The organism is Pedobacter sp. SYP-B3415 (assembly GCF_004138205.1).
Lineage (GTDB): Bacteria > Bacteroidota > Bacteroidia > Sphingobacteriales > Sphingobacteriaceae > Pedobacter.
Genome location: NZ_RXNQ01000011.1, coordinates 67,475 through 91,148, shown reverse-complemented (window position 1 = coordinate 91,148; position 23,674 = coordinate 67,475). Strand labels below are relative to the sequence as shown.

The 23,674-nt window shown below is 46.5% G+C and carries 24 protein-coding genes and 1 pseudogene; 10 read left to right on the top strand and 15 right to left on the bottom strand.

From position 1 onward, the window contains the following. Positions 1-45: 45 nt before the first annotated feature. Positions 46-771 carry a 5'/3'-nucleotidase SurE gene (surE, locus tag EJV45_RS06360; RefSeq protein WP_129714831.1) on the bottom strand — a complete coding sequence of 242 codons (726 nt, stop codon included), beginning with the start codon at positions 769-771 and terminating at the stop codon, positions 46-48. A gap of 61 nt (positions 772-832) precedes the next feature. Here surE and EJV45_RS06355 point away from each other — a divergent pair, with 61 nt between their 5' ends. Continuing rightward, positions 833-1,717: a diacylglycerol kinase family protein gene (locus tag EJV45_RS06355; RefSeq protein WP_165305003.1), complete on the top strand. Its 885-nt coding sequence runs from the start codon at positions 833-835 to the stop codon at positions 1,715-1,717. A gap of 490 nt (positions 1,718-2,207) precedes the next feature. On the opposite strand, the gene EJV45_RS06350 is transcribed toward EJV45_RS06355, so the two are convergent. The 10 genes from EJV45_RS06350 to EJV45_RS06305 form a co-directional block, all read right to left on the bottom strand. Beyond that, a complete protein-coding gene (locus tag EJV45_RS06350) occupies positions 2,208-2,576 on the bottom strand; it encodes a response regulator (RefSeq protein ID WP_129714829.1) in 369 nt (122 codons plus the stop codon). A gap of 131 nt (positions 2,577-2,707) precedes the next feature. After that, the gene (locus EJV45_RS06345) at positions 2,708-3,085 is read right to left on the bottom strand and encodes a response regulator (RefSeq protein ID WP_129714828.1); all 378 of its coding nucleotides are present in this window, start codon (positions 3,083-3,085) and stop codon (positions 2,708-2,710) included. Beyond that, positions 3,075-4,634 carry a PAS domain-containing sensor histidine kinase gene (locus EJV45_RS06340; protein ID WP_129714827.1) on the bottom strand — a complete coding sequence of 520 codons (1,560 nt, stop codon included), beginning with the start codon at positions 4,632-4,634 and terminating at the stop codon, positions 3,075-3,077. The genes EJV45_RS06345 and EJV45_RS06340 overlap by 11 nt, the downstream gene beginning before the upstream one ends. A gap of 1,154 nt (positions 4,635-5,788) precedes the next feature. Then, complete coding sequence (locus EJV45_RS06335) at positions 5,789-7,177, bottom strand: glycoside hydrolase family 5 protein (protein ID WP_165305002.1); 1,389 nt, start codon at positions 7,175-7,177, stop codon at positions 5,789-5,791. Positions 7,178-7,765: 588 nt separating this feature from the next. Next, positions 7,766-10,285 (bottom strand): excinuclease ABC subunit UvrA, encoded by a 2,520-nt coding sequence (gene uvrA / locus EJV45_RS06330; RefSeq protein ID WP_129714825.1) that lies wholly within the window; start codon positions 10,283-10,285, stop codon positions 7,766-7,768. A gap of 131 nt (positions 10,286-10,416) precedes the next feature. Continuing rightward, positions 10,417-10,806: a hypothetical protein gene (locus EJV45_RS06325; RefSeq protein ID WP_129714824.1), complete on the bottom strand. Its 390-nt coding sequence runs from the start codon at positions 10,804-10,806 to the stop codon at positions 10,417-10,419. 31 nt (positions 10,807-10,837) lie between these two features. After that, entirely contained in the window at positions 10,838-12,022 is a 1,185-nt protein-coding gene (locus tag EJV45_RS06320) for a hypothetical protein (RefSeq protein WP_129714823.1), read from the bottom strand. Between the two features lie 8 nt (positions 12,023-12,030). Continuing rightward, positions 12,031-12,270, bottom strand: coding sequence for a hypothetical protein (locus EJV45_RS06315; protein WP_129714822.1), 240 nt, complete (start codon positions 12,268-12,270; stop codon positions 12,031-12,033). A gap of 11 nt (positions 12,271-12,281) precedes the next feature. Next, on the bottom strand, positions 12,282-13,283 hold the full coding sequence (locus EJV45_RS06310) for an SPFH domain-containing protein (protein ID WP_129714821.1): 1,002 nt from the start codon (positions 13,281-13,283) through the stop codon (positions 12,282-12,284). 3 nt (positions 13,284-13,286) lie between these two features. After that, positions 13,287-14,591: a hypothetical protein gene (locus EJV45_RS06305; protein ID WP_129714820.1), complete on the bottom strand. Its 1,305-nt coding sequence runs from the start codon at positions 14,589-14,591 to the stop codon at positions 13,287-13,289. 296 nt (positions 14,592-14,887) lie between these two features. On the opposite strand from EJV45_RS06305, the gene EJV45_RS06300 reads away from it, so the two are divergent. Further along, positions 14,888-15,256, top strand: coding sequence for a hypothetical protein (locus tag EJV45_RS06300; protein ID WP_129714819.1), 369 nt, complete (start codon positions 14,888-14,890; stop codon positions 15,254-15,256). A 26-nt stretch (positions 15,257-15,282) separates the two neighbouring features. Here EJV45_RS06300 and EJV45_RS06295 read toward each other — a convergent pair whose 3' ends face one another. Continuing rightward, positions 15,283-15,582: a hypothetical protein gene (locus EJV45_RS06295; RefSeq protein ID WP_129714818.1), complete on the bottom strand. Its 300-nt coding sequence runs from the start codon at positions 15,580-15,582 to the stop codon at positions 15,283-15,285. A gap of 195 nt (positions 15,583-15,777) precedes the next feature. On the opposite strand from EJV45_RS06295, the gene EJV45_RS06290 reads away from it, so the two are divergent. Next, entirely contained in the window at positions 15,778-16,452 is a 675-nt protein-coding gene (locus EJV45_RS06290; protein WP_129714817.1) for a hypothetical protein, read from the top strand. Between the two features lie 86 nt (positions 16,453-16,538). On the opposite strand, the gene arr is transcribed toward EJV45_RS06290, so the two are convergent. After that, entirely contained in the window at positions 16,539-16,979 is a 441-nt protein-coding gene (gene arr / locus EJV45_RS06285; protein WP_129714816.1) for an NAD(+)--rifampin ADP-ribosyltransferase, read from the bottom strand. A 9-nt stretch (positions 16,980-16,988) separates the two neighbouring features. Next, the gene (locus tag EJV45_RS06280) at positions 16,989-17,447 is read right to left on the bottom strand and encodes a MarR family winged helix-turn-helix transcriptional regulator (protein ID WP_129714815.1); all 459 of its coding nucleotides are present in this window, start codon (positions 17,445-17,447) and stop codon (positions 16,989-16,991) included. Between the two features lie 150 nt (positions 17,448-17,597). Here EJV45_RS06280 and EJV45_RS06275 point away from each other — a divergent pair, with 150 nt between their 5' ends. The 6 genes from EJV45_RS06275 (at position 17,598) to EJV45_RS06250 (ending at position 22,334) form a co-directional block, all read left to right on the top strand. Beyond that, positions 17,598-18,569 carry an aldo/keto reductase gene (locus EJV45_RS06275; protein WP_129714814.1) on the top strand — a complete coding sequence of 324 codons (972 nt, stop codon included), beginning with the start codon at positions 17,598-17,600 and terminating at the stop codon, positions 18,567-18,569. Further along, positions 18,570-19,382, top strand: coding sequence for an AraC family transcriptional regulator (locus tag EJV45_RS06270; RefSeq protein WP_129714813.1), 813 nt, complete (start codon positions 18,570-18,572; stop codon positions 19,380-19,382). Positions 19,383-19,563: 181 nt separating this feature from the next. After that, complete coding sequence (locus tag EJV45_RS06265; RefSeq protein WP_129714812.1) at positions 19,564-20,136, top strand: hypothetical protein; 573 nt, start codon at positions 19,564-19,566, stop codon at positions 20,134-20,136. 73 nt (positions 20,137-20,209) lie between these two features. After that, on the top strand, positions 20,210-21,091 hold the full coding sequence (locus tag EJV45_RS06260) for a nucleotidyl transferase AbiEii/AbiGii toxin family protein (protein WP_240755215.1): 882 nt from the start codon (positions 20,210-20,212) through the stop codon (positions 21,089-21,091). Between the two features lie 105 nt (positions 21,092-21,196). Continuing rightward, positions 21,197-21,742 (top strand): cupin domain-containing protein, encoded by a 546-nt coding sequence (locus EJV45_RS06255; RefSeq protein WP_129714810.1) that lies wholly within the window; start codon positions 21,197-21,199, stop codon positions 21,740-21,742. Between the two features lie 220 nt (positions 21,743-21,962). Next, positions 21,963-22,334, top strand: coding sequence for a PleD family two-component system response regulator (locus tag EJV45_RS06250; protein ID WP_129714809.1), 372 nt, complete (start codon positions 21,963-21,965; stop codon positions 22,332-22,334). A gap of 103 nt (positions 22,335-22,437) precedes the next feature. Here EJV45_RS06250 and EJV45_RS06245 read toward each other — a convergent pair whose 3' ends face one another. Continuing rightward, the gene (locus EJV45_RS06245) at positions 22,438-22,890 is read right to left on the bottom strand and encodes a hypothetical protein (protein WP_129714808.1); all 453 of its coding nucleotides are present in this window, start codon (positions 22,888-22,890) and stop codon (positions 22,438-22,440) included. A 215-nt stretch (positions 22,891-23,105) separates the two neighbouring features. Here EJV45_RS06245 and EJV45_RS19725 point away from each other — a divergent pair. Further along, positions 23,106-23,506: pseudogene (locus EJV45_RS19725) on the top strand (GNAT family N-acetyltransferase). The last annotated feature ends 168 nt before the right edge of the window (positions 23,507-23,674 follow it).

The window sequence follows — 23,674 nt, the reverse complement described above, 5'->3', positions numbered from 1 at the left end:
GCTGCGCGTCCGCATGCTGCTTATTTCCTGCCAGCCAATCGGTTCTTATCGTTCCAGCCATCGCTGTAGCTCTGCTTCATCAGTCAAATCCAGCCTGAGCGGGGTGATCGAGACAAAGTTTTGTTCCACAGCCCAGCGATCGGTCCCCTCTTCGGCAGGCTCAAGTGGCGTTACTGTGAACCAGTAATGTTTTCTCCCCATTGGGTCGGTTCCGGGTATAATTGTCCCGTCGTACAACCGGACGGATTGCCTTGTCCATTTAATTCCTTCGGGCTGCTGCGGAAAATTCACATTATAGAGGCCAAGATCCTTACTTTTTAATAGTTCTGAAAGTGTCTCGGCCACGAAAGGCTCAAGCCTTTCGAAATCGGGCTCGGTATCACCGACCGGTGTGCTCAATGCAATACCCCGAATGCCGAGCAGGGCCGCCTGTTTTGCTGCGGCGAGTGTACCCGAATGCCACATCGAATTACCAAGGTTCGGACCCATGTTGATGCCTGAAAGTACGACGTCCGCATCTGCCCACAAATGCGTACCCAGGGCTACACAATCTGCCGGCGTTCCGTTTACCCGGTACGCTTCCATACCGGGAAACTCGATCGGCGACTTTTTGTAGGTAAGCGGGCGGGAATGCGTAACTGCGTGGCCCATAGAAGACTGTTCCACATCGGGCGCCACAACCCTGACTTCGCCAAACCGCGAAGCTATTTTCGCGAGCGCAAAAATACCCGGACTATATATGCCATCATCATTTGTGATCAGGATTCTCATAACTTTCTTTTTTTTATTCAGTACCTAACAAATGCTTTCGCGTTATGTTTATTGCTCAGGTATGAGAAAAGCGATAATCCTTCATAATCCGAATGCCGGAGATGATAAACATTCTGAGGAAAATCTAAAGAAAATGATGAGGGCCGCTGGTTACGAGGCGAGCTACGAATCTTTGGAAGACGACAGCTGGGTAAGCTCGGCTGATGAGGATAAGTTGATTGTCATTGCAGGCGGAGACGGAACGGTCCGTTCGGTAGTGACTGAATTACTGGAAGCTAATGCCGGACGTGTTTTGAAGTTCGCTGTTGTCCCTGCAGGCACAGCCAACAACATTGCAAAAACGCTTGGCGCGCCCGATTCCATGGAAGAAGATCCTGCCCGCTTCTCGTCGTGCCAGCCCTTCGACCTCGGCCGGATTACAGGCGTGAGTGATCAGTCTTTTTTTCTTGAAAGCTTTGGCATCGGTGTCTTCCCTGCCCTGATGAAAAAGATGAGCGAAGGCGAGCATGAGGAAATCAGCGATCCCGATGAGAAAATCAGGCGGGCACATGAACTGCTTGAAGAAATTATTGCCGACTTTGAACCGGTCTACTGTGAGTTTGATATTGACGGCTCGGTGCACTCGGGCAAATTTTTCATGGTAGAGATCATGAACATCCGCTCGATAGGTCCGAATCTGGCCATCAACCCGCTAGCGGATCCCGGTGATGGAGAATTTGAGGTGGTATTGATACCTGAGGCACAAAAAGAAAAGTTGCTGGATTATAACAGGTCGTTGCTTACGGGCGAAAAAAAATCACAGTATTTTGATACCTGCAAAGCGAAAAACATCAAAATGAGTTTTAAAGGAAACGCTGCGCATCTTGATGACGAACTCCTGGAGCCTACTGAGAGCCAGAAGATTACCATTTATGTCGAACCGCATAAATTCGAGTTTCTGACCTGATGAATGTTTTAAGGGCCTCGCCTGTATAAGTAGGCTGTAGCAGAGGCTGACAACGCCCCCTCAATAAGACCAAAGAAAATGGAAAAAAGATGAAAGACGGGTCAGGACTCAAGTCTCACATCTCAAATCTGAACAAACCCATTGGCTTCATTCCAGGCGATTCCCCCACGGTTCATTCAGAGCGACAGCGAAGAATCTAACTTATGATCCCGACTCAGATCCTTCCGCCGCTCCGCTCTGTCTGGATGACCCGTGAGGGGGCGACTCTGTCTGAATGGCGGCTGAGGGGTTTTGCGCCACGTCCAAATACGAAATACGAATACCTATGTACATACACGTCTCAAGACTCAAATCTCATATCTCAAATCTTAAGAAATCCATTGGCTTCATTCCTGGTAATCCCTTCCGCAGTTCATTCAGAGCGTAGCGAAGAATCTGACTCGGAATCTATTTTAAAATCGTTTTTCGGACGCCATCAGCACCAGCGCGTCTAATTTAACCGTTGCTGCAATGTACCATTTACGACAGACAACAGCGAGTCAAGAGCAAAAGGTTTAGCAATAAAAGCGGCGTGCTCGCAATCTTTCAGCGTGTTTTTATTCACGTCTGCGATGGTAGACATCATAACGATCGGCACGGCCATAGAATGCGACTTGTAGCGAAGCTGAAAACTTGAATCACGAACATCATATTGGCCCAGGCAGACGTCCATCAGGATCACATCAGGCTGGAAATCCAGACTGGCGAAGAACCGTTCACCGCTATTTACGGGTTTTACTTCATAACCGTCGTACTGGAACAATAGGGTGAGCGCGTCAAGCACATGCTCATCATCTTCGACAATCATTATCTTCTTCATCAATCGGTAATTTTATTAGCAAAGGATTAGAAGATGAAAAAGTTTTCAAAAAAAGTTCTTTCAACCATTTTCGCAGGCTCAGCGCATATATCCATGCATTTTGAACCTGATCTGAGAGGCTATGAAATCAATTACCTGCTCCCGGCGTCGGCAATCAGTGCGCTGACCTGCTCTGAAAGTTGAAAGATGTCAAATGGCTTAGCGATAAATAGTGTGGCACCTGCCCGTTGCGCCAGCGCCGCGCTCTCCTGGCTGGCCGAAATTGCGATAACAGGCACATCGGCCAGATCAGCGTTTTCCCGTATATTTTTTATCAGTGCATCGCCGGATAAGACGGGCATCCAAAGGTCGATCAGGAACAAATCAGGCTGGCGTCTTGAAGCCATCGACATCACCTGCAGGCTATCAACCGTGGATATAACCTCGAATCCTGCATCAGAAAGCACAAACTCAAGCATCTCGAGTATTCCGGGATCGTCATCACAAACCAGGATCATTTTACTGCTCATTGCTCTGCTGCCCGTTAACCGGTATGGTAAAACTAAATGTCGACCCCTTACCCAGAACACTGTCTACCCAAAGCGTTCCGCCGTGGCTTTTAACGATCTGGTCACAAATGTATAATCCTATGCCCATCCCCGAGAACCGTTTTTGGAGTTCCTGGCCGCGAAAAAAACGATCAAAGACCTTACTTTGATCTTCAGGCGCAATGCCCAGACCATAATCCGTTACAGACACTTTTACAAAATCGCTCACGCGCGACATGTGAACGGAAACTTTATCTGCGTCCGGACTATATTTGATTGCATTCGAAAGCAGATTCGTAATGACCTGTACAATATGGGTTTCGTCGCCCATTACCTCAACCTCAACAGTCCCGCTTACTTCGATCTGATGAGAGGATGATGTATTTTGAATCGACTCAACCGCTTCCAAAACGGCTTTGCCAAAATCAAAAAAGTCATGGTGAATCTCAATGTTGCCACTTTGTATGCGCGATACGTCCAGCAGTTCAGAAATTAAAGCGTTCAGCCTGTCGATTGACAGGGTGACTTTGCCAAATATCATATCGTAGCGCTCGCTTGCATCTGCAGGGCGCAGCTGACCAAGCATTTGCATGAAGCCCTTCACAGTAGTGAGCGGAGTCTTTAGCTCGTGACTGGCTATGCTCAGAAAATCATCCTTCCGCCGTTCGATATCCCGCTTTTCTGTGATGTCTTCGATGGCCAGCAGGATCTGGTCTTTGTACTGACCTTCCAGCTCTACGCGATAAGCATTCAGCAGCATCAGTTTGCGCCCGATGTGAGGAAAGTCATGCTCGACTTCGAAGTCTATGACGGGGTTGTTGGTCGGCAGGATCTTAATCAGTAATTCCTTCAGCCGCGCAATGTCCCACTGATGGTTTCCCAATTCATACAACGGCATACCGACCGTTTCCTGGCTGTTCACTTTGAAGGTCCTGAGAAAATGATTATTGGCACTTAACACCCTGAAATCAGGATCAAGTACCAGGAGACTTTCTCTTACAGTTTGAATGATACTGGATAAAAAGGCCTCGCTGTCGCGAAGTTCCGCTGTACGTTCTTCAACGCGCTTTTCCATCAGCGCTTTTTGTTCAATCAGTTCCCTTTCGGCGTTCTTTCGTAATGTAACGTCGTTTTGTACACCAATAAAGTGCGTCACTGTACCAGAGGCATCGCGAACTGGCGACATATACAGTTCATTCCAGAACAAGTCGCCATTCTTCCGGTAATTACGAATTTCAACCCTGCACTCCTTCTCCTGTTCGACAGCCGTTGCGATCCGCTGCCGGGCCTGCTGAGCACGGTCTTTTCCCTGCAGAAAACGGCAGTTGTGGCCAATAATTTCTGCCCTGGCGTAGCCCGTGATCTTCTCAAATGCAGCATTGCAATAGATAATCGGGTTATCCGGCTGCTTATGATCGGTAATGATAATGCCTGATACAGACGAATCTAATGCTTTAATTAACAGCTCGAAATCACGCTTCACCGCCTCATCAGAATAATCGAACGCTTTTTTGTTGAATGAAGTGAACATAGAAGATTTTTGTGCAAGTTAATGCAAATCGTACAAATACGCGAGTCGAAGGGTAATTAATGCAGCACAAAAAGGAATAGGGTGGAGAAGTATTTCGTATTGAGAAGTAAGTATTAAGAGAGGCCGCAGAACCCCTCAATGAGATTAAAGAAAAAAGAAAAAGGAGGAAAGACCAGGGTGTTACCCCTCAATGAAACTAAATAAAAAGGAGAAGACCGAGCCACGAACCATGAATCATGAGTCGGGGCCTGGGCGCAGAACCCCTCAATGAGATTAAAGAAAAAAGAACCCATTGAGTTGAAAGTGAAAAGTGGAAAGTTCAAAAGCGTTAGGCGCCTAACCCCTCAATCGCTCTACCCGGCCGAGGGGTTTGCGCCACGTCTCAAGACTCAAATCTCACATCTCAAATCTCCTGAAAATGCGCCATGTCTAAATACGAATATCTATATACTATCAAAGTCTCAAGACTCAAATATCATCTCGAATCTAAAGAAATCCTTTGGCTTCATTTTAGACCGCGATTCCCCACGGGTCAGAGCAGCGAAGAATCTGACTTGTGATCCCGAGTCAGATCCTTCCGCCGCTCCGCTCTGTCTGGATGACCTGTGAGGGGGGCTCTGCTTGAATGGCGGCCGAGGGGTTTTGCGCCACGTCTAAATACGAATACGAATATCTATATACTATCAAAGTCTCAAGACTCAAATCTCACATCTCAAATCTCCTGAAAATGCGCCATGTCTAAATACGAACTACGAATATCTAAATACTACCAAAGTCGGACTCAAATCTCATCTCGAATCTAAAGAAATCCTTTGGCTTCATTTTAGCCCGCGATTCCCCACAGGTCAGAGCAGCGAAGAATCTGACTTGTGATCCCGAGTCAGATCCTTCCGCCGCTCCGCTCTGTCTGGATGACCTGTGAGGGAGGCTCTTCTTGAATGGCGGCCGAGGGGTTTTGCGCCACGTCTAAATACGAAATACGAATATCTATATACTATCAAAGTCTCAGGACTCAATTCTCACATCTCAAATCTACAGAAATGCGCCACTTCTAAATACGAACTACGAATACCTAAATACTATCAAAGTCTCAGGACTCATAACTCGCCGCGTCTTTCTTTCTTTGGTCCTTCTTCTTTAATCCTCCCAATCAGCTACTTACAAATTGTCGAGCCAGGCGAAGGTAAGGTCGAGGTAACCGCAGCAATGGTGTTGTTATTCTTTATACAATTTTGAAATTTGATTTGGTTCAGCACTGTAGACATAACCGCCGCGCCGTCTGTCGGATAGTTTCCGCCGATACGCATCAGCGCGGAATTCTCATACACATCATAACGTTTGTAGGTCCAATGCGCCCAGCCAATGCCATTCTGATTCAGTTTCGTGATGTTCTGGCGCAGCCAGTCGTTCGTGTTCTCGCCGGTTTCCCCTACCCACACCGGAACATTGTGCCTGTCTCTGAACTCCGTCAGGTTGATCAGCCTGTTGATCTGGTTTGGATTACCATCCCTTACATAGTCATCCGACGGATTGATCCAGTACCGGTGTGCGTTGTAGATCAGCCCCCAGTTCGGAGAAAGCGTGTAAGGTTCCAGGTAATCGTAGTTATTGCCCCAGCCATTGCCCTCGATCATGAGCATGTGGTTATCGCCATTGTTGCGAAGGGTCGTAATGAGTCTCTGCATCAGGCTATGGATAGCCGGCCCACCGCCGGTTACATTATTCGGCTCGTTGATCAGATCATAAAATGCAATACGTGGTTCGGCTTTGTAACGCGTTGATATTCTTTCCCAAAGCCGGTTGGTCACATTCTGAAATACAGGAAACTGCCAGAGGTTATTTGCATAAAACATATCCGAAATGTTGCCATCACTTCCCTGTCCGCCGGGTGCTGCATGCAGATCAAGAATAACATACAGGTTATTTGCATTACACCAGGACAGCAGCCGGTCTATAATCTTAAAGCCTTCAAGATCACCGCCATTGAAAAGCTGATTGCTGTTGTACCAGTTTTGAAGCGACTGTTTATATGCATCGTGTTTATTGCCGCGGTCGGTATCATTTGCCGCGTAGGCCACGCTGTTGCGCACCGCGCGCTGACTTGCGGTTAAAAACAGTTCATAATGCATTGGAAGGCGCACGCTGTTGAAGCCAAGCGAGGCAATGTAGTCAATGTCTGCTTTGGTAATGAAGTTGTCGCGCCAAGACTGATAGAATGCCTCAATTTCTGCTTCGGTTTTACCCTGGTTACGGTATTGGCGTTTCATCTGCCACTGGGTGCTTGGGCATCCTGAACATCCCTGCGGATTGAGCAGGTAACCCTCCTGTACAAGCCAGGCACCAAGATTCATGGTTCTGAGGATAAGCGGCCGCTGCGTGCTGGCGTTTACAATTTGTTTGCCCTTTACTTCAAGCCAGCAAACTGCACCGGCCTGGTTGGCTGAAGGTGACTTTCCTGATGCTTCCGCTTCAGGCAGCACCGGCTCCTGTTTACAGCCAGCCAAAAAGATTGAGGCAGATACAAGTACAGCTGCGGAAAACATTAGTTTTCGGAAACCATGTTTGTAATGGCCGGGTCTATCTGGCCGATTGTAAGCCAGGACTGCTCTCAATGCAGGCTTCCGTTTTGCCGAAAGCAATAACATGACAAAGTTTGATAAGGATTTCATTCTTTTAGGTTTTTATTGGTTAGATATTGGATAATTCGGGGTCGGGCAGCACGGGGCTCAGAAATACAATAAAGACCTGTCATCAGCCCCTGCGCTGTATACTCAAATGTAAAGGCGGGGGAAGTCAGGAGCGCAGAAATGATCCCTATTTGAACACTACAGAATTGCTTGCAAGATCAGTCAGGCAGCACATATCGCACTACAAAGCCACTACAAACAGCATTAAACCAACTGATTTACAGGTGTTTAAACACATAATAGATAAATAATAAATGATGCTGTTCTTGGAGTTTTATGAAATAAGATGATATGGATGTTTAAACAGGCTGCAAGACTTACTTCTTTGCTAAGTCTTGCAGCCAACAAGCAGGTCTTTTGTATTGCAATGTTTATGCGAATCTTCTGCCGCCGATGCCATTCTTTTAGAGATTCATCTGATTACAGATACGAAAGCAGATCGCTTTATGCAAACAGCTTTTTCAGATAGGGCGCCGTGCGGCTCTCCTCTGCTTCGGCTATTTCCTGCGGCGGGCCCTGTGCCACGATCCGGCCGCCTTCGTCGCCCGCTCCGGGGCCGATGTCGATCACCCAGTCGCTGCCGGCAATAACCTGCATATCATGCTCAACAAGAATTACCGTATTACCGGCATCAACCAGGCGGTTCAACTGTAGCAGGAGGCGTTCCACATCAGCAGGATGCAGGCCGGTGGTAGGCTCGTCAAGTACATAAAGCGTTTGCCCGTGTTGCGCACGCTGGAGTTCGGTGGCCAGCTTGATGCGCTGCGCCTCACCGCCCGAGAGTTCTGTTGCGGGCTGCCCGAGTCTCAGGTAACCAAGGCCGACCTCCTGAACAACGGCGAGTGCGCGGCTGATGGCATCCTCGCCGCCAAAAAAAACGGCTGCTTCATCGACGGTCAATGCGAGAACCTCCGCAATATTTTTTCCCTTGTACAGCACCTCAAGCGTTTTCGGATTATAGCGGGAACCTTTGCAGGTCGGGCAGGGAGAATACACGCTGGGCAAAAACAGCAGTTCTACCATGACCAAACCTTCGCCCTGGCAATGCGGACAGCGTCCTTTAACCACGTTGAACGAAAAGCGGCCGGCATCATATTTACGGCTTCTCGCAAGTGGCGTAGTGGCGAATAACTTCCGCACATGATCAAATAACCCGGTATAGGTGGCCAGATTTGACCTGGGTGTACGCCCGATCGGCTTCTGATCGACTACGACCAGACGTCTTATATTTTTCAGCTCGCCGTTTATCCGGCCACTCGTTGTCTGCACTTCGCCGGATGTTAAGGGGTCGCTATCTGTCTCTTCGGCAGTTTCTGCAGATATACCGAGGCGTTCTGAAACGAGATCCACAAGCACCTGACTAACCAGGCTGCTCTTTCCCGAGCCTGAAACCCCCGTTACGCTGGTCAAAACACCAAGCGGAAAATTGACATCGAGGTCCACAAGGTTATTGCGTGACACAGAGACAAGCCTGAGCACGCCCGAAGCTTGACGGGGCTTTGGAACCGCCCTATCAGTTTCACCATACAGATACCGCCTGGTCAGCGACTGCCGGATGTTCCTGAGGCCTTCAGGCGCACCGCTGTACAGCACCTCACCTCCTTTCTCACCGGCGGCGGGCCCGACATCCACAATCCAGTCGGCATGACGGATGACATCAATTTCGTGCTCCACAACAAAAAGCGAGTTTCCCGATGCTTTCAGCCTGTCAAGCGCCTTCAGCAAGGCCGCAGTATCAGCCGGATGCAGTCCCGCCGAAGGCTCATCAAGAACATACACCACACCAAACAGGTTCGAGCGTACCTGTGTAGCCAGGCGAAGACGTTGCAGCTCGCCGGGCGATAAGGTAGGCGTGCTTCGTTCAATGGTCAGGTAACCAAGTCCGAGGTCCAGTATGACGTCGAGCCGGGAGATCAGATCACTGGCAATACGTTTTGCGACAACAACCTTCTCCGGATGATCGTGCTCCATCTTTTTCAGACCAGTCGCAGAACCTGCAGCATAAGGCGCAAAAATTCTCTTGAGTTTTTTAAGCGGCAGCGCAGAAAGTTCAGCAATGTCGCAGCCGGCAAACTTTACGCCCAGCGACTCAGGTCTGAGACGCTTCCCCTGGCATAACGGACATTCGCTGCTCAGCATATACTGACTTACCCGTTTTTTCATCAGCGCGCTCTGCGTGTTGGCGAAGGTATGCCTGACGTACCTTCGCGCGCCGGTAAATGTACCCATGTAGTCGGGCTGGCGCTTATCTTTTATAAAACGCTGTATCTCTTCATGCGTATATCCCGAATAAACAGGAACAACCGGCTGGTCTTCCGTAAATAAAATCCAGTCCCTGTCTTTCTTCGGAAGGTCTTTCCACGGTATATCAAGGTCATAACCAAGCGTTGTAAGGATATCCCGCTGATTTTGTCCCTGCCAGGCCGACGGCCAGGCTGCTATTGCTTTTTGCCTGATGCTGAGTGTATCATCGGGCACCATGCTCTGCTCGGTAATTTCATAAATTCTTCCCAATCCATGACATTCCGGACAGGCACCTTCAGGTGTGTTTGCAGAAAAACCTTCGGCATAAATGATACTTTGCCCGGGCGGATAATCACCCGCCCTGGAGTAGAGCATGCGCAGCAAATTTGATAACGTGGTTACGCTGCCTACCGTTGACCGGGTACTCGTACCGCCCCGCTGCTGCTGAAGGGCGACCGCGGGCGGCAACCCGTCAATTTCGTCCACCTCTGGTATGGCCATCTGGTTAAACAGCCGTCTTGCGTAGGGAGATACCGATTCGAGGTAACGGCGTTGGGCCTCAGCATAAAGTGTTCCGAAGGCAAGCGAAGATTTTCCTGAACCGGAGACACCGGTAAAGACCACCAGGGCATCGCGTGGTATCTGCAGGCTGACATTTTTTAAGTTATGTTCTCTGGCGCCTTTTATGCTTACAAAACCGGCAAATTTATTCTTATCCATGAGCTACAGCAACAACGTTAAGACCTCATAACACGCGTCTCCGGCGCATTGTTCTGCCTGTGGTTCAAACCATGTTTAAGAATTCAGGTAGTGCCTGTAGGTAAGACCAGTATGGCGAGACATTTATTTTGTCAGTTATAAGCCGAAAATACAAGCGGGATCAGCTTTGTACCATTCCAATAAACTGCGCTGATCTTTGGCGAATACCTGTCAGCATCCAGGTTCCTCAATTCCACCCATAACGCTGTTTTCTCCCCGCCCCCCTGTCTGGGCTTCGTTTCTACAAAACGGAGTTTACCTTGTTTGTCGGCTTCATGAGCCATGGCTTTAAATACCCGTATCCCGCGTTTGGTGTTAAAGGTTATCCGGCTTGCCAGCAGATAACCATCCGCAAGTTCAAGCTGCGCTCTATATCCTTCAACACGGCCCAGGTAATGGATAGTGTCATAGGCCTTTTGCGCCAATACCTGACTTCCCCCAAACAGCAGTGAACTGATTACAACGAACAAGATCTGTCTCATATACATCGATTAATGTAGTACCCCCGCCGATCTACTCATTTCTCTTGATAAGGTAATCGCCAGTAATCTTACCTGATGCCGATAAAAACAATACACCCGAAATGTAATCCAGTTTCGAATTTGCGCTGTATTGCACGGCAAAACCTTCCTTACATCTGATCATATGCTCATAGTTCATGTCTCTGACGGGCAAGGTCCACCGGATGGTCCCGTTCGTAACATTGAGGCTTTGCAGCAATACTGGAGCATCATCTGCAGCGTTTACCCGCGATGCGATAATCAGGTTTCCGCTGTCAGTAAATAAAATAGAAGGATCGAAAAAGGTTCTCTCTGCCACCAGCGTATCAGCGCGATGTCTGCTATACGCACCTGTTCGCGTCAGTTTTATCAGCTTACCGGTGTTGAACTGAAAATAGACGTCTCTTTCAAGCTTCTTTAAAAGTTGGTAAAGCCCCTTTTCTTTGCTGAACAGTGAATCTGTTTTTGGAACATAATAGTATTCTTTACCCGTATTGATCAGCAGCTCCATATAGCCATCATCATCCACCCTGACCTTTGCAATGCCTGAACCCAATTCAGGATGAGACTCAAAGAGACTTTCACTGGCATTATTAAGCTGGTTGGTCTGGCGGTCAATCGCAAATAGTTTTTCACCTGGATAGTGCATATAAACGCTTTCATCCGGCATTACATAAAAAAGCGGAAAGTAGGGATCTAACCGCCTGATGTTACGAAACAATATCTGGCTCTTTATTCGTTTCCTGCTCGCAGGGTCTATGAAAACGACATGAGTATTAACATATTTCATTTCTCCATCGGCTTGCTGGAGATGCTCACGCGCCAGACGCATTAAAACAGCCTTACCTGTAACGGTATTCTGATATAACATACTGCCTGCTCCTGAAAAATCAAGCGTTGGCGTTGCGGTACCGGGATCAGGTCGGGTGTCTGGTTTATTGGTAAAAATAATACCGGTAATTAATAAAACGCCAAGAACGACAACTATAAGTATAGCCAGGTAGGCTACATTTTTAGTCCTGGGAGCAACAGGATTGCTCGGCGGACGCATACTACCGGTAATATTGATGTTTATATCATCGTTATCCAGGTAATATTCGGTATTGCAACTCGCGCACCTGAAGTGATCGGTTTTCACATTCGTTTTAGCAACGCTGCCGCAATGCGGACACCTGACAACCTTTATGCTTTTAGCCATGTCTGAAGCTACATTTTCGGATGGGCGCGGTTACCCTTACTGCGATCATAAGAACGTTCGTTGTTTCGAAAAAAGGCACCATAAATTACAACGAGCACAACGGCCAGTACACCCAGTATAATCAGGGTCGCGCTGCTTCTGACCAATGTCCGGAGACTAACAATTTCCACATCCCAAATGCGCAGCGCAAGTACGCCGATGAATGCCACCGCGATGAATACAGCCAGTATGCCTATAATTTTTTTCATATAAATTTTACCTAGAGTTTATCCAGCCATTCCTTTTTCTTTGCCGCAAATTCTTCCTGGGTTATGATGTCTTCATCCAGCAGCAATTTGAGCTGTTTTAACTTCGTCACAGGGTCGGCTGCGCCGGAATTAAGGTGCTCCTGTTTTGCGGCGTCGAAGGTTTTTCCGATTTCCATCCCGATTCCCAGTTGCAGACCGGCACCGGCCAGTCCGCCTTCATTCCTGGCTGCGTCGCGCAATGCTTTCAGTTTTTCCATTTCTACATACGTCAATCCGCCCTCGCCTGCCGCCATGGCCTCAGCAGTGATGTCGGCAATTTTACCGATGCGTTTTTTCGTTTCACCATCGAATACGGTGCCGTTCAGTTTAAAATCCGTCAGTTCGAAACCCAGCCTGCTAAATTCCGTGTTGAGGTGAGATTTTATCCGCGCAGAAAGTTCGGGCAGACGCGAGTCGATTTGTTGATACGACAGACCGCTCTGCGCCAATTCTGCCGAGAGGCTTTCCGGAAAGCGGTTTTGCAGCAGTTCGCGGGCTTCAGCCGTCGAATAGGTATCCTTTGATCCGACTACATTCGAAAACAGATACAGTGGGTTCGATATTTTGAATGAAAAAGTTCCATTGGCCCCGAGCTCAACAGGAATCTTGTAAACCGGATCTATATACTTGATCATCTGCGCGGTACCCCAGCCCTGGTTTACCGTCTCAGAAGTGCGGTAAAACCATATCTTCAGTTTATGCTCGCTTTCAAAACCTGTGCGCAGCTTAAGCAGGGTTGTAATAAATGGATGATTGTCTGTCTCGATGTCAAATATACCTTCCTCAGCCAGGTGATCGGTTACTTTTCCTTCATACACAAGGATAGCCCCCTGGCCGGGAGAAAGAATCAGTTTACCTGCATTCTTGATCTCATCATGATCTGACGGGAATTTCCAGACCTGCAAATCAGGCTGCTGGTTTTTCCATTCTATAACCTCAGAAAACTGGTTCCTAAAAAAATCGCCGATACCCATGTGTTATTGTGTTAATTTGAATTCTTTCGTGATTTTACCTTTCATGTCAGTAATGAACATGGTGTTGTAGTTCTCCAGTACAAACCCGTCTTTAAAACGATAGGCTACGTCATTCAGCCCTTTTTCCTTGCCGACCGGCAAGGTGAAGATGATGCGTCCGTTGTTGATATCGAGACACTGCACACTTAGGTTGGCATCCTGCGCAGCAGTGGCACTATACATGATAACCACGTACTGGCTGTCGGTATATAAGACATCGGGCGAGAAATAGAGTCTGTCTGGCGTAAGGTCCTTATAACTGATTACCAAATCCTGGCCCTGTCTGATGTCTGAAATGATTGTTTTTCCATAAAAATCGTTGTATTCTCTCTTCTGAAAAAAAGGCCGGTCATTCGGACCACCCCGGTTATCCTTTTGCCTGTACACGAAAAGTTTCACTTTTTCATCAGGAAAATCGTCGCTCCGTTCGCTGAATAATGCATATGTTCTGGTCTTTGCCGAAGGATTCCTGGTCTCAAGGGCGTCTTCAGCCGCATACCGCTGTTTCTCTGTATAGACCCTATCCTCAATAGGAAAAAAAGACCTGCTTTTGCCGTCATTTGTCATGACTTTAAGGCCGTCTCCCCAGTCCCGGCTAATGAACTCAACTTGTGCAATTCCGGCAGCCAGATCTTCGTGCCGGGAAAAGAAGTCTCCCTGAACTTTGTTCAGTTTTGTATTTACCTTATCGATCTTGTAGAGCGTGCTCTTGTTTGCGATTGCGTAGATATCTCCATTCTGAAAGATACTGAACTGGAAGCTGTCCATATGATCTTCAGACGGCTGATCGAGGCGCTGCTCAATCAATAGTTTTTCGCTTAATGCATCATAAAAGGCCGCGTACATGCCGGTCCTTTGTTTCTGCTCGTCATCATCATATTCCCGGCGACCCAGAATAGCGATGACAAGTGAACCTGCGCTGTTTTCAAAAGGAATGGCATCTTTGCTAACCCATCGGAAGGTTTCGGTATTCTGAACCAGTGGCAGTTCTGATGTTTGTGTATGGCGACTAAATAATAACGAGAGCGCATACCCTGCTATGATGAAAAAAATCACCACCGCGAAGATGATTCTCATGGCTTTGGGTGTAAGGTTATGCGAAACCGGCGTGGTATCCCGGTAGTTGATATTGTGGTTGATGGTAATATCATCATTATCTAAAAAATACTCGGTGTCGCAATTGCCGCATTTAAAATAGTCGGGCTTGAGTTCGACCTTCCTGGTAGACCCGCATTTCGGGCATTCGATTGCCTTGAGTTCTTTTGCCATTGGAGCGTTTCAGAAATATGGTTTATAAACATAGATGAGTGGCAAAGGTTTGTTTGCGATCGGAGTAGAAAGTTCCAGGTTGTAAGTTTTAAGTTTTAAGTGGCACCTGCTCCCTATCAGCAGCTTCCTGGTTAAGCTAATAATCAAACCCTTGCAAATTAAAGCCAAAGACCCGACATCGTCTGAAACCAAATACCGGGGCGTAAAAAACGGTAATTTAGCTTGCGCGGATTGGTCAACGAACAAATGTGCTCACCACGCCAGATACATGTGAATTCATTATAAATAGAAATGTTATGACGATTGAAGTTTCAGATCACCAGGTATTTTGGGAACTTGAAGGAAAAAGTATTGATATTAAGTTCCGTCAAAGGATCTTTCAGGCACAATATGTTCCGCATACCGCACAAGTCATCATTATAGCTGATTACCGCGAAACGGGGCCGCAAAATCTGTTTGTCTACAACATTTGCGGAGAGCTTGTCAGTAAGCCGGAGATGCCAAGTTTTAATGCGGAGATACTTGGCGTGTACAGTATCTGGTATGTTGCAGCGGAAGACGAACAGACGATCGTTCTCTCAACTTCAAACTCTGATCAGTACGATGTGAAGTGCACATTCAACCTTCGAAATTATACTTTTTCGGATGTTTCCCTTACCCGCTGAAATTTCAAATCAGCTAGCCCTGCAGGCTAGCGGATGAAGGCCTCAATCCCCTGATGCATTTCCAGATACCTGCGTACATGCTCCAGGATCAGCGTCTTCTCATATGGATCTACCGGCTGTCCATTGTCCCAGCGAGAAATAGATTTTTCAAATATGCTCCCGTTTCTCAGTTGAATTTCTATAATCAATGCCCTGCTGTTTTTCAGCTCAAGATAGAACAGTCCCTCACCATGGTATACAACAGAGATATGCAAATCATCCGTACGCTGAACCATTGGTCCCGATGGAGGGTTTTCCCGTAACTCCCTTATATAGTTAACATCCATATGGCAATTTACGTCTATGATTTGTACTGTCAAGAAGTTTGTCGTCTCTCTTCATAGGTTACCTTCGCCCAAATTGGCTCTATGCTGCTTTCCGCTATCTGTTTAAATCCTTTAGATTTGTGAGATGTATGTGTACTTTGATGTAATGTTAAAACCGCGAAGTAACAATAAGTCCTTACCAGGCTTCCAAAATCTATGAAAAAACAGTTCTATTTACCTTACAAACAAGCCAGTACTTTATTTATCGCTGCGTTGCTGCTGTTCTTAGGATGCAGGCCTGCTGGAAAGTCTGAGTCTGCCGCTTCTCAAAAATCAGCACAGACGGCAGTCCCCGGTACCAACTCGCGTGATGAGAACCCGTCCAAACAGCAAACTGACACCGTACCCGAAGTCATGGATGTGAAAGACATCCGTTTTAACGGGAAGCTGGGTCGTTATTTTTCTTCCCGCGAGTTCAAATCCGTATTGGGAGCGCCGGACAGCACACGGTTGCTGAGCGACGAAGAGCCCTGTGTTACCATTTTCCAGGAGCCCGATGGTTCGGTTCATCCAAAGGCCAGATATCTCTATAAAAACGGTTCGAGATTTGAAACGTCGCGTGGAAAGGTAGCTATTGATCATGTAAGCTTTGAAAAAGGCGATTTCATTATATTCAAAAACGTCAGGTTAGACAAGCATACCACGCTCGTCACGCTGGCAACAATTTTCCCTAATGCCACGCGGAAGATTGCGCCTATACACGTATCGGGTGAAGGCATGCTGCGGGTGTTTCAACTGATTGAAGACGAAAGTCATATCTCAGACGGCCATGTAGAAGTATTTATCAAAGACGGAAAACTCTACTCATTACACTGGTGGTTTCCGTGTTAGCGCAGGTATAACCGGGGCATTGCCAGGCGGGTTCACCTTTTGCAGGGTCCCGCTTTACTATGAATGCCGATCGTAGTGAAGCCGCTCTACTCTTCGATTAATTCGGCACCGCTCTGCCTCAGCTGTGCAACTCCCTCTTTCATCAGCTGAATTTGTTCGGGCGTATGCCCCTGCCAGACCGTTACCTCGCCAATAACACGGAATGGGGACTCTGACCTGTAAGACATGGTTGGGTTGCCGGGGAACTTTTTATCTGTTACGTTTGGGTCATCTTCAAGCGGTCCGGTTGCTTCTACCAGGTAAATTCTTTGGCGGCCGCTGCCTGAAGCGAGTTCGGCACCCCATATTGCAGCGCTGAGTGTTGAAGCAAGGTAGATATGCTTTAGTTTTCTGTTTACAAAGTTCGACACATAACCCGTTTCGATCAGATCACCTATGTTCAAATCGGCTTTGGTGCCATGAAAGTAAGTTTGCTTAAAAGGATCCGGTGTGGAACGTTTCTGGTTTGTGGTGGAGGGATTAGCCATTCGTCGTATTTATTTTAGGTTAACAGATGCAATTTTTGCATTCATAAGTAAAAGCGCCTCTGAAAAGTAGCGGTACAGAACGTCCAGCTCATCAGCAGAGAAGCTAGCCAGCAGCGCATCGGTACCGGTTTGAAAGTCCGTGTAAAGGGGCATGATCAGTGCCTTGATTTTTTCGGTTTCAGGCACAATAACAACTTTTCGGCGGTCTGTTTTATCTGCCTGTCTTTTTACCAGACCTTGCGTTTCAAAGCGGTCGATCAATCCCGTCACCGCACCTGTGGTAAGACCGGTTAGTACGGAAAGCTCGCCGGCAGTCATTGGTCCGCGCTGCAGCAAAAAGCCCAGATATTTATGATCAGTACCAGACATGCCCGCTTTTCTGCCAATAGCCTCATGCATCTGTATGGAAGTGTATGCATATTGCTGGCTTTGCTTTCTGACGGAAGTGACCTTTTCCTGCTTGTTCATATAACTTATTTAGTAAGTATCTTAGTCACAAAGATAATAAAAATTTAGGGTATTTTGCAAATAAATCTTCGCAAGTCCGTGAGCCATACAAACAACAAAAATGAGCTTCTTGAACAAACATGCACTACCAGGAATGATGATCTTTGAAGCATGAAAAAGATCGAAAAAATTCAACTCGGCAACAATGGCCCGGAAGTATCAAAACTGGGTTTGGGATGCATGCGTATGTCGTCTGTCTGGGGCGGACCAACGCCCGACGAAAAGGAAAGCATTGCTACCATTCATGAGGCCTTAGATCAAGGCATTAATTTCTTGAATACCGGCGACTTTTACGGCGCGGGACATAATGAACTGCTGATCGGGAAGGCGCTTAAGGGAAAACGGGACAGTGCCTTTATCAGCGTGAAATTTGGCGCCATCTTTCACAACGGACAGTGGCTTGGCTTAGACCTGCGCCCTGTTGCAATAAAAAATTTCATCAATTATTCGCTAACCCGTTTGGGCGTAGAAACCATTGACCTTTACCAGCCGAGCCGCATGGACGAAAGCGTCCCTGTCGAAGACATTATCGGAACCGTTGCAGACCTTGTCAAGGAAGGCAAAGTGCGTCATATCGGTGTATCTGAAATCACAGCCGAACAGTTGCGTACGGCAAACAGCGTTTACCCCATCAGCGCACTTGAAATTGGCTATTCTCTGGCAGAGCGGCAGATCGAGGCTAGGTTGCTGCCTGCAGCAAAAGAATTAGGTATCGCTGTGGTCGCTTTCGCGAATACCGCAGAAGGCTTGCTAACCGGCGAGCTGCAGGCTCCTCTAGCTGACGATGACTACCGCAATCATTTCACACGGTTTAAGGGCGACAACCTGGTAAGAAACCTTGAAAAAGTCGACATACTCAAGCGAATGGCCACTGAAAAGGGTTATACGCCCACGCAGATTGCGATTGCCTGGGTTAACCGTCAGGGAGACCATATTATGCCACTGGTAAGCATGAGCCGGAGATCACGTTTGCCCGAAAACCTGGCGGCAATGGAGATTGTGTTTACCCCAACTGAAATGGAAACATTAAACACTACTTTTGCTATTGGGGCTATTGCTGGCGGCACTTATTTACAACGTTAAATGGACAGCCCCGCTGAAATATTACCCGGAGTAATCTTTTATTCCTACCTCTCGGCAGAGCGAAGGGAAAAGGTATGCTTTTGGAATTATCACACCCTGATTCTACAGGTTTCGGGTCAGTTCAAAATTGAAACATCTGAACAAACGCTTTCCATGAGTGGTGGTGAGGTGTTGCTGATCGGTAAAAATCAGATGGGTACGTTGACTAAAACACCCCTTCCCGGTGCAAGTTATGAGACGATTGTTATATCGCTGCAGGATGATCTGCTACGCAAGATTGTACTTGAAGAGAAAATTGAGGCGGACCGGAAATATGTCGGTCCGCCCAATATGCTGATTCCGACTAATGAATACCTGCAAGGCTATTTCCAATCAATTATCCCTTATGCCCGAAGCGCAGGCGCGACCATGACAGACGAAATGGGAATCATTAAAGTAAAGGAAGGCGTTAAGTTACTTCTGTTAGCCATGCCGGCGCTTCGAAACTTTCTGTTTGACTTTTCCGAACCACATAAAATAGACCTTGAAAGGTTTATGTTGCTCAATTACCAGTTCAATGTGCCGGTCGAAAAATTCGCACAACTTACCGGTCGTAGTCTGGCCGGTTTTAAACGCGATTTTCAAAGAATATTTGGCGGCCCGCCCCGACAATGGCTGCAGGATAAGCGGCTGACCGCCGCAAAATACCTGATTGAAACAAAACACCGGAAGCCCTCAGCTATTTACCTCGACCTGGGGTTTGAAAGCTTATCACACTTTTCTCACGCTTTCAAAAAGAAGTTTGGGGTGACACCTACAGGGCTCATGCGTTGAAACGCATGGCTGAAAACTAACTGGGTAAACTGAACCTCCGATCGGTGAAATGGCTCTCATCGAAGCTTAGTTATAAAAATAATCAAAGACTTGATTATGAGGAAGTAACAACCATAAATAAATGAATATTTAATTAATTTATTTATATATATTTGTATTCAGAGCTATTTGACAAACAGAAATGTCCGGATTAAGAGAGTTAAGGAAGAGATTAAAGAAGGGAAAGGTTTATCGCAGAGCAGACCTTGAGAAATGGACAGGGTCTGTTGACAGGCTACTTGCCATTCTTGTGGAAGAAGGGACGCTTCAAAAACTTTCCACCGGCGTATATTATTTTCCAAAGGAATCAGTATTTGGCCCCACACCTGCTGATGAGAAAGAACTGGTACGAACGTTTCTAAAAGATAGCAGATTTCTTTTAACTTCACCTAATAGCTATAATACGCTAGGCGTTGGTACGACGCAACTCTACAACAAGAAAATCGTATACAATCACAAGCGTCATGGCGAGTTCAAGCTAGGCAACAAAAAATTCGATTTTCAAATACGCCATCACTTCCCTGCCCGGGCAAATGCAGAATTTTTGATCATAGACCTCATAAACAACCTTGATAAACTTGCTGAGGATACTGCTGAAGTTCTTAAAAAAGTGCAAACTAAGATTCGGGAGATGGATAAATATAAGCTAAAAAAATCGCTTGAGGCATATGGAAATCTCAGAACAAAACGCCTGTTATCTCCAATGATCAGCTAGACAGGTGATGAGTGCAAATTATCTACATAACCACCGGCAGTTCCCGGATCTTCTTAACATTATAGCAGAAGAAATGGCCATACAACCTGCCTTGGTCGAAAAGGACTATTGGATTATGCACGTTCTCTACGGGCTCAAAAAACAAAATTTTCAATTCGAATTGAAGGGTGGCACATCACTTTCAAAAGGGTTTGAAATTATCGATCGGTTTTCCGAAGACATCGACATACATATCTCTCCCCCCGTGCATCTTGGCGTTAATGAAACGGGTTCAAAGCCGAAGGCTGTCAATAGCAGAAGAGATTTTTATGACTGGCTATGTGAGAACATCGAAATTGATGGCATTATCGCCAATCAACGCGATACAGACTTTGATAATGTGAGAACCTACACCAGCGGCGGTATAAGGCTTATTTATGAAAGCAGTACGGAAGCGATCAATGGACTGAAGAATGGCATCTTGCTTGAAGCTGGCTTTGACAATGTAGCGCCGAACGAACTCATTACTATATCATCATGGGCTGTCAATCGTGCGATAGAAAGCAAAGTAGAAATAATTGACAACCGTGCGGTAGATATTGCCTGCTATCACCCCGGTTATACCTTCGTTGAAAAGTTGCAGACTATCGTAACCAAGTTCAGAAAAGAACAAGAGAATCCAGATTCTGGCATCAACTTCATGCGTCAATATTACGATGTTTACAGCCTGCTTGAAAACCAAAAAGTATTGGATTTTATTGGTACATCTGAATATTACACGCATAAAGAGAAGCGCTTTTCAGACGCGGATAAGAAGATACCTATACAGGATAATCAGGCATTTATCCTGGACAAAAGAAAAACCAGGGATTCTTTCATCCGGCGATACGCTGCTACTCGAGCACTTTACTATAGAGGGCAACCTGATTTTGATCAAATAATTGAACGAATACAAGCACACATTCATAGATTCTAGTTTGAAGAGAATTAGTAAAAGTGACGTGTCGCATAATTTGTACGACAAGTATGTTTTATCGCTATCCATTGCGGGGAACCTAAAAATCCTTATGTTACACTCATCATGAAACGCAGCATTTATAACCCCGCACTAAAGGAAACGATTATTTTTCGCAAAACCGCAAAGGATACAAACGGGGAGTATTCAGAACTTGAAATATCTCTTGAACCTGGCGGCGGAAATCCAATGCACTATCACAAGTCGTACACTGAACTCTTTACCGCGATCGACGGGCAGCTTGGGCTGGAATTAAAATCGGGCAGAAAAGTGTTGCTGGAACCAGGAGAGTCATACCTGGTAAAACGCGGGGAGTCACACCGTTTCTTTAACCAGAGCAATCAGCAGATCACCTTCACGAATAAAGTCGTGCCCGGTTCTCCCGGCCTCGAAAACACCCTTCGCATTCTTTGCGGTCTTGCTCAGGATGGGAAATACAGCAAAAGAGATATCCCTCAAAACGTTTATCATATGGGAATCTGCGCCGAAATGAGCGACATGCGCCTTACGGGGCTGGCAGGCCTCGTTACAACACCCCTGATCAGGTTCTTTGCCCGCCTGGGAAGAAAAAAAGGGATTGAAAAGGAACTGATTGACAAATATTGCAAATGAAGCCGTTGGCGAGCATCAGGCATGCTGCCTATCTCTTCCTCCACTAACTAGCATCCTGAGCCTGATTACAGACTATAAATGGTGCGGTCAGTTAAGCTGCAAAATTTTCCTTCACATACACCGATAACGATCACAATTTCAATTGGTTGTAAGCTTTTTGATAGCCCTGCCCGGTTAGCCCCTCAGGATTGTTATCTTTGTGAAACCTAACCTGATCTGCATGCATAGCCGAAAACTGAGAGTGTTACTGATTGATGATGATTACGATTTGCGGGAGTTTTATGACCTTCTTTTTGAGAGTGAAGACATAGAAGGACGTATCCTGGAACTTACAAATGATATTTGCGCAGAGGCACTGGACTTCGATCCCCACGTTGCTTTAATTGATTATCACATGCCTGGCAAGTCTGGCGGTGAACTGTGCGCCGAGCTCAAAAACAATCCGGCAACATCCCACATCCCTGTGATGATTTTTACGGCCGATCCTGACATCATGCCTTTAATGCCCTCCTTCGGCAGTGATTTTGCAATGGAAAAACCTTTCGAGATTCACCGGCTTATCCATAAGCTGCACGAATTAGCAGGAAGATAAATTGAACAGATACTCAATAGAAGGGCTTTACCGACAGGACTGCGCAAGATAAAAACCCGCAATTCAGCAAAACAACCGGTCGTCCTCCCCCGTTCTGACCGGATTAGCGTTCCAGGCTAATCCCGTTCACGATTAATTGATCACAATTGATAGCGATCATCGTAGAGCCGTATCCATCGCCATAGACGCTTGTGGAATGCTGGTCAGAAAGGCTGTACAGGCTGGCATTTTTAATCAGAATGGTTTTGCCGGGAAGCTTTCCGTACGTATCATTAATAGTCACGGTGGCATTAAACTTCGCATCTTTTTTAGCCAGCACACGCAATAAGTCGTCGTTTAGAATAGAAAGGTCCATATTTAAATAGATGCCGGAACCATAAATCACCTTGTTTTTTGCGGTATCAGCTTTTAAAGGTGCCTCAGCTTCTGTCCGGGTCAGTGCCGAACTAAATGAGTTCAAATTGGCTACAATTTTTTTGCCCCCATGGTCAATCGTCAGCTGGATTTTGATGCGCTGCTCACCAGACTGCGCTTTCAGTGCTAAATGAGCTGCCACCAGTATGATTCAGCAGGCTCATGGCTCTCAATATTTTCATAAGGCTATCAACAACATGTAATTAGAGTTGTTTGGAAGGCGCAATTTTAAGCACTTATTTTAATAGTTTAAATGGACGAGCCGGTAAACACAGGTGCCGCTACCAATTTGCCAAATGCACAAAATGCCATATATTGATTAAAAACTCCGAAACAACGGTTTCCTTCTGATAATAGATGATGAGCAAAACCTTCACACCTTTTCCGGTTCTGACAACAGAGCGGCTAACGTTGAGACAACCTGAAAACGGCGATTATAAACAGATTTATGTTTTACGCACAGACGACAGCGTAAATAAATATCTTAACCGCGAGCCGTGCCGTTCAATGGATGAGGCCCGAAATTTCATACAAGTCGTCAATGAAAATATCCGGAAAAACGAATCGATTTATTGGGCAATTACATTGCACCACACAAACGCGCTCATTGGAACAGTCTGTTTATTCAATTTTCCGACAACGATGCCCGGGCAGAAATCGGATATGAATTATTGCCTGGTTTTCATAGCAAAGGGATAATGAAAGAAGCGATCTTAAGCGTTCTTGAGTTTGCGTTCAAAATCTTAACTTCAAACTGATTGAGGCTTTTACCCACAGTAAAAATCAACGCTCAGTTTGGCTCCTTGAGAAGTTAAATTTCAAACGCCTTCCGGTTCACGACGACAGCGTGATAAAGTTCATACTCGAAAACAAAAACTGAAGGATCAGCCCGAAAAATTAAAAGCTTCCGCCCCATCCTCTATTCA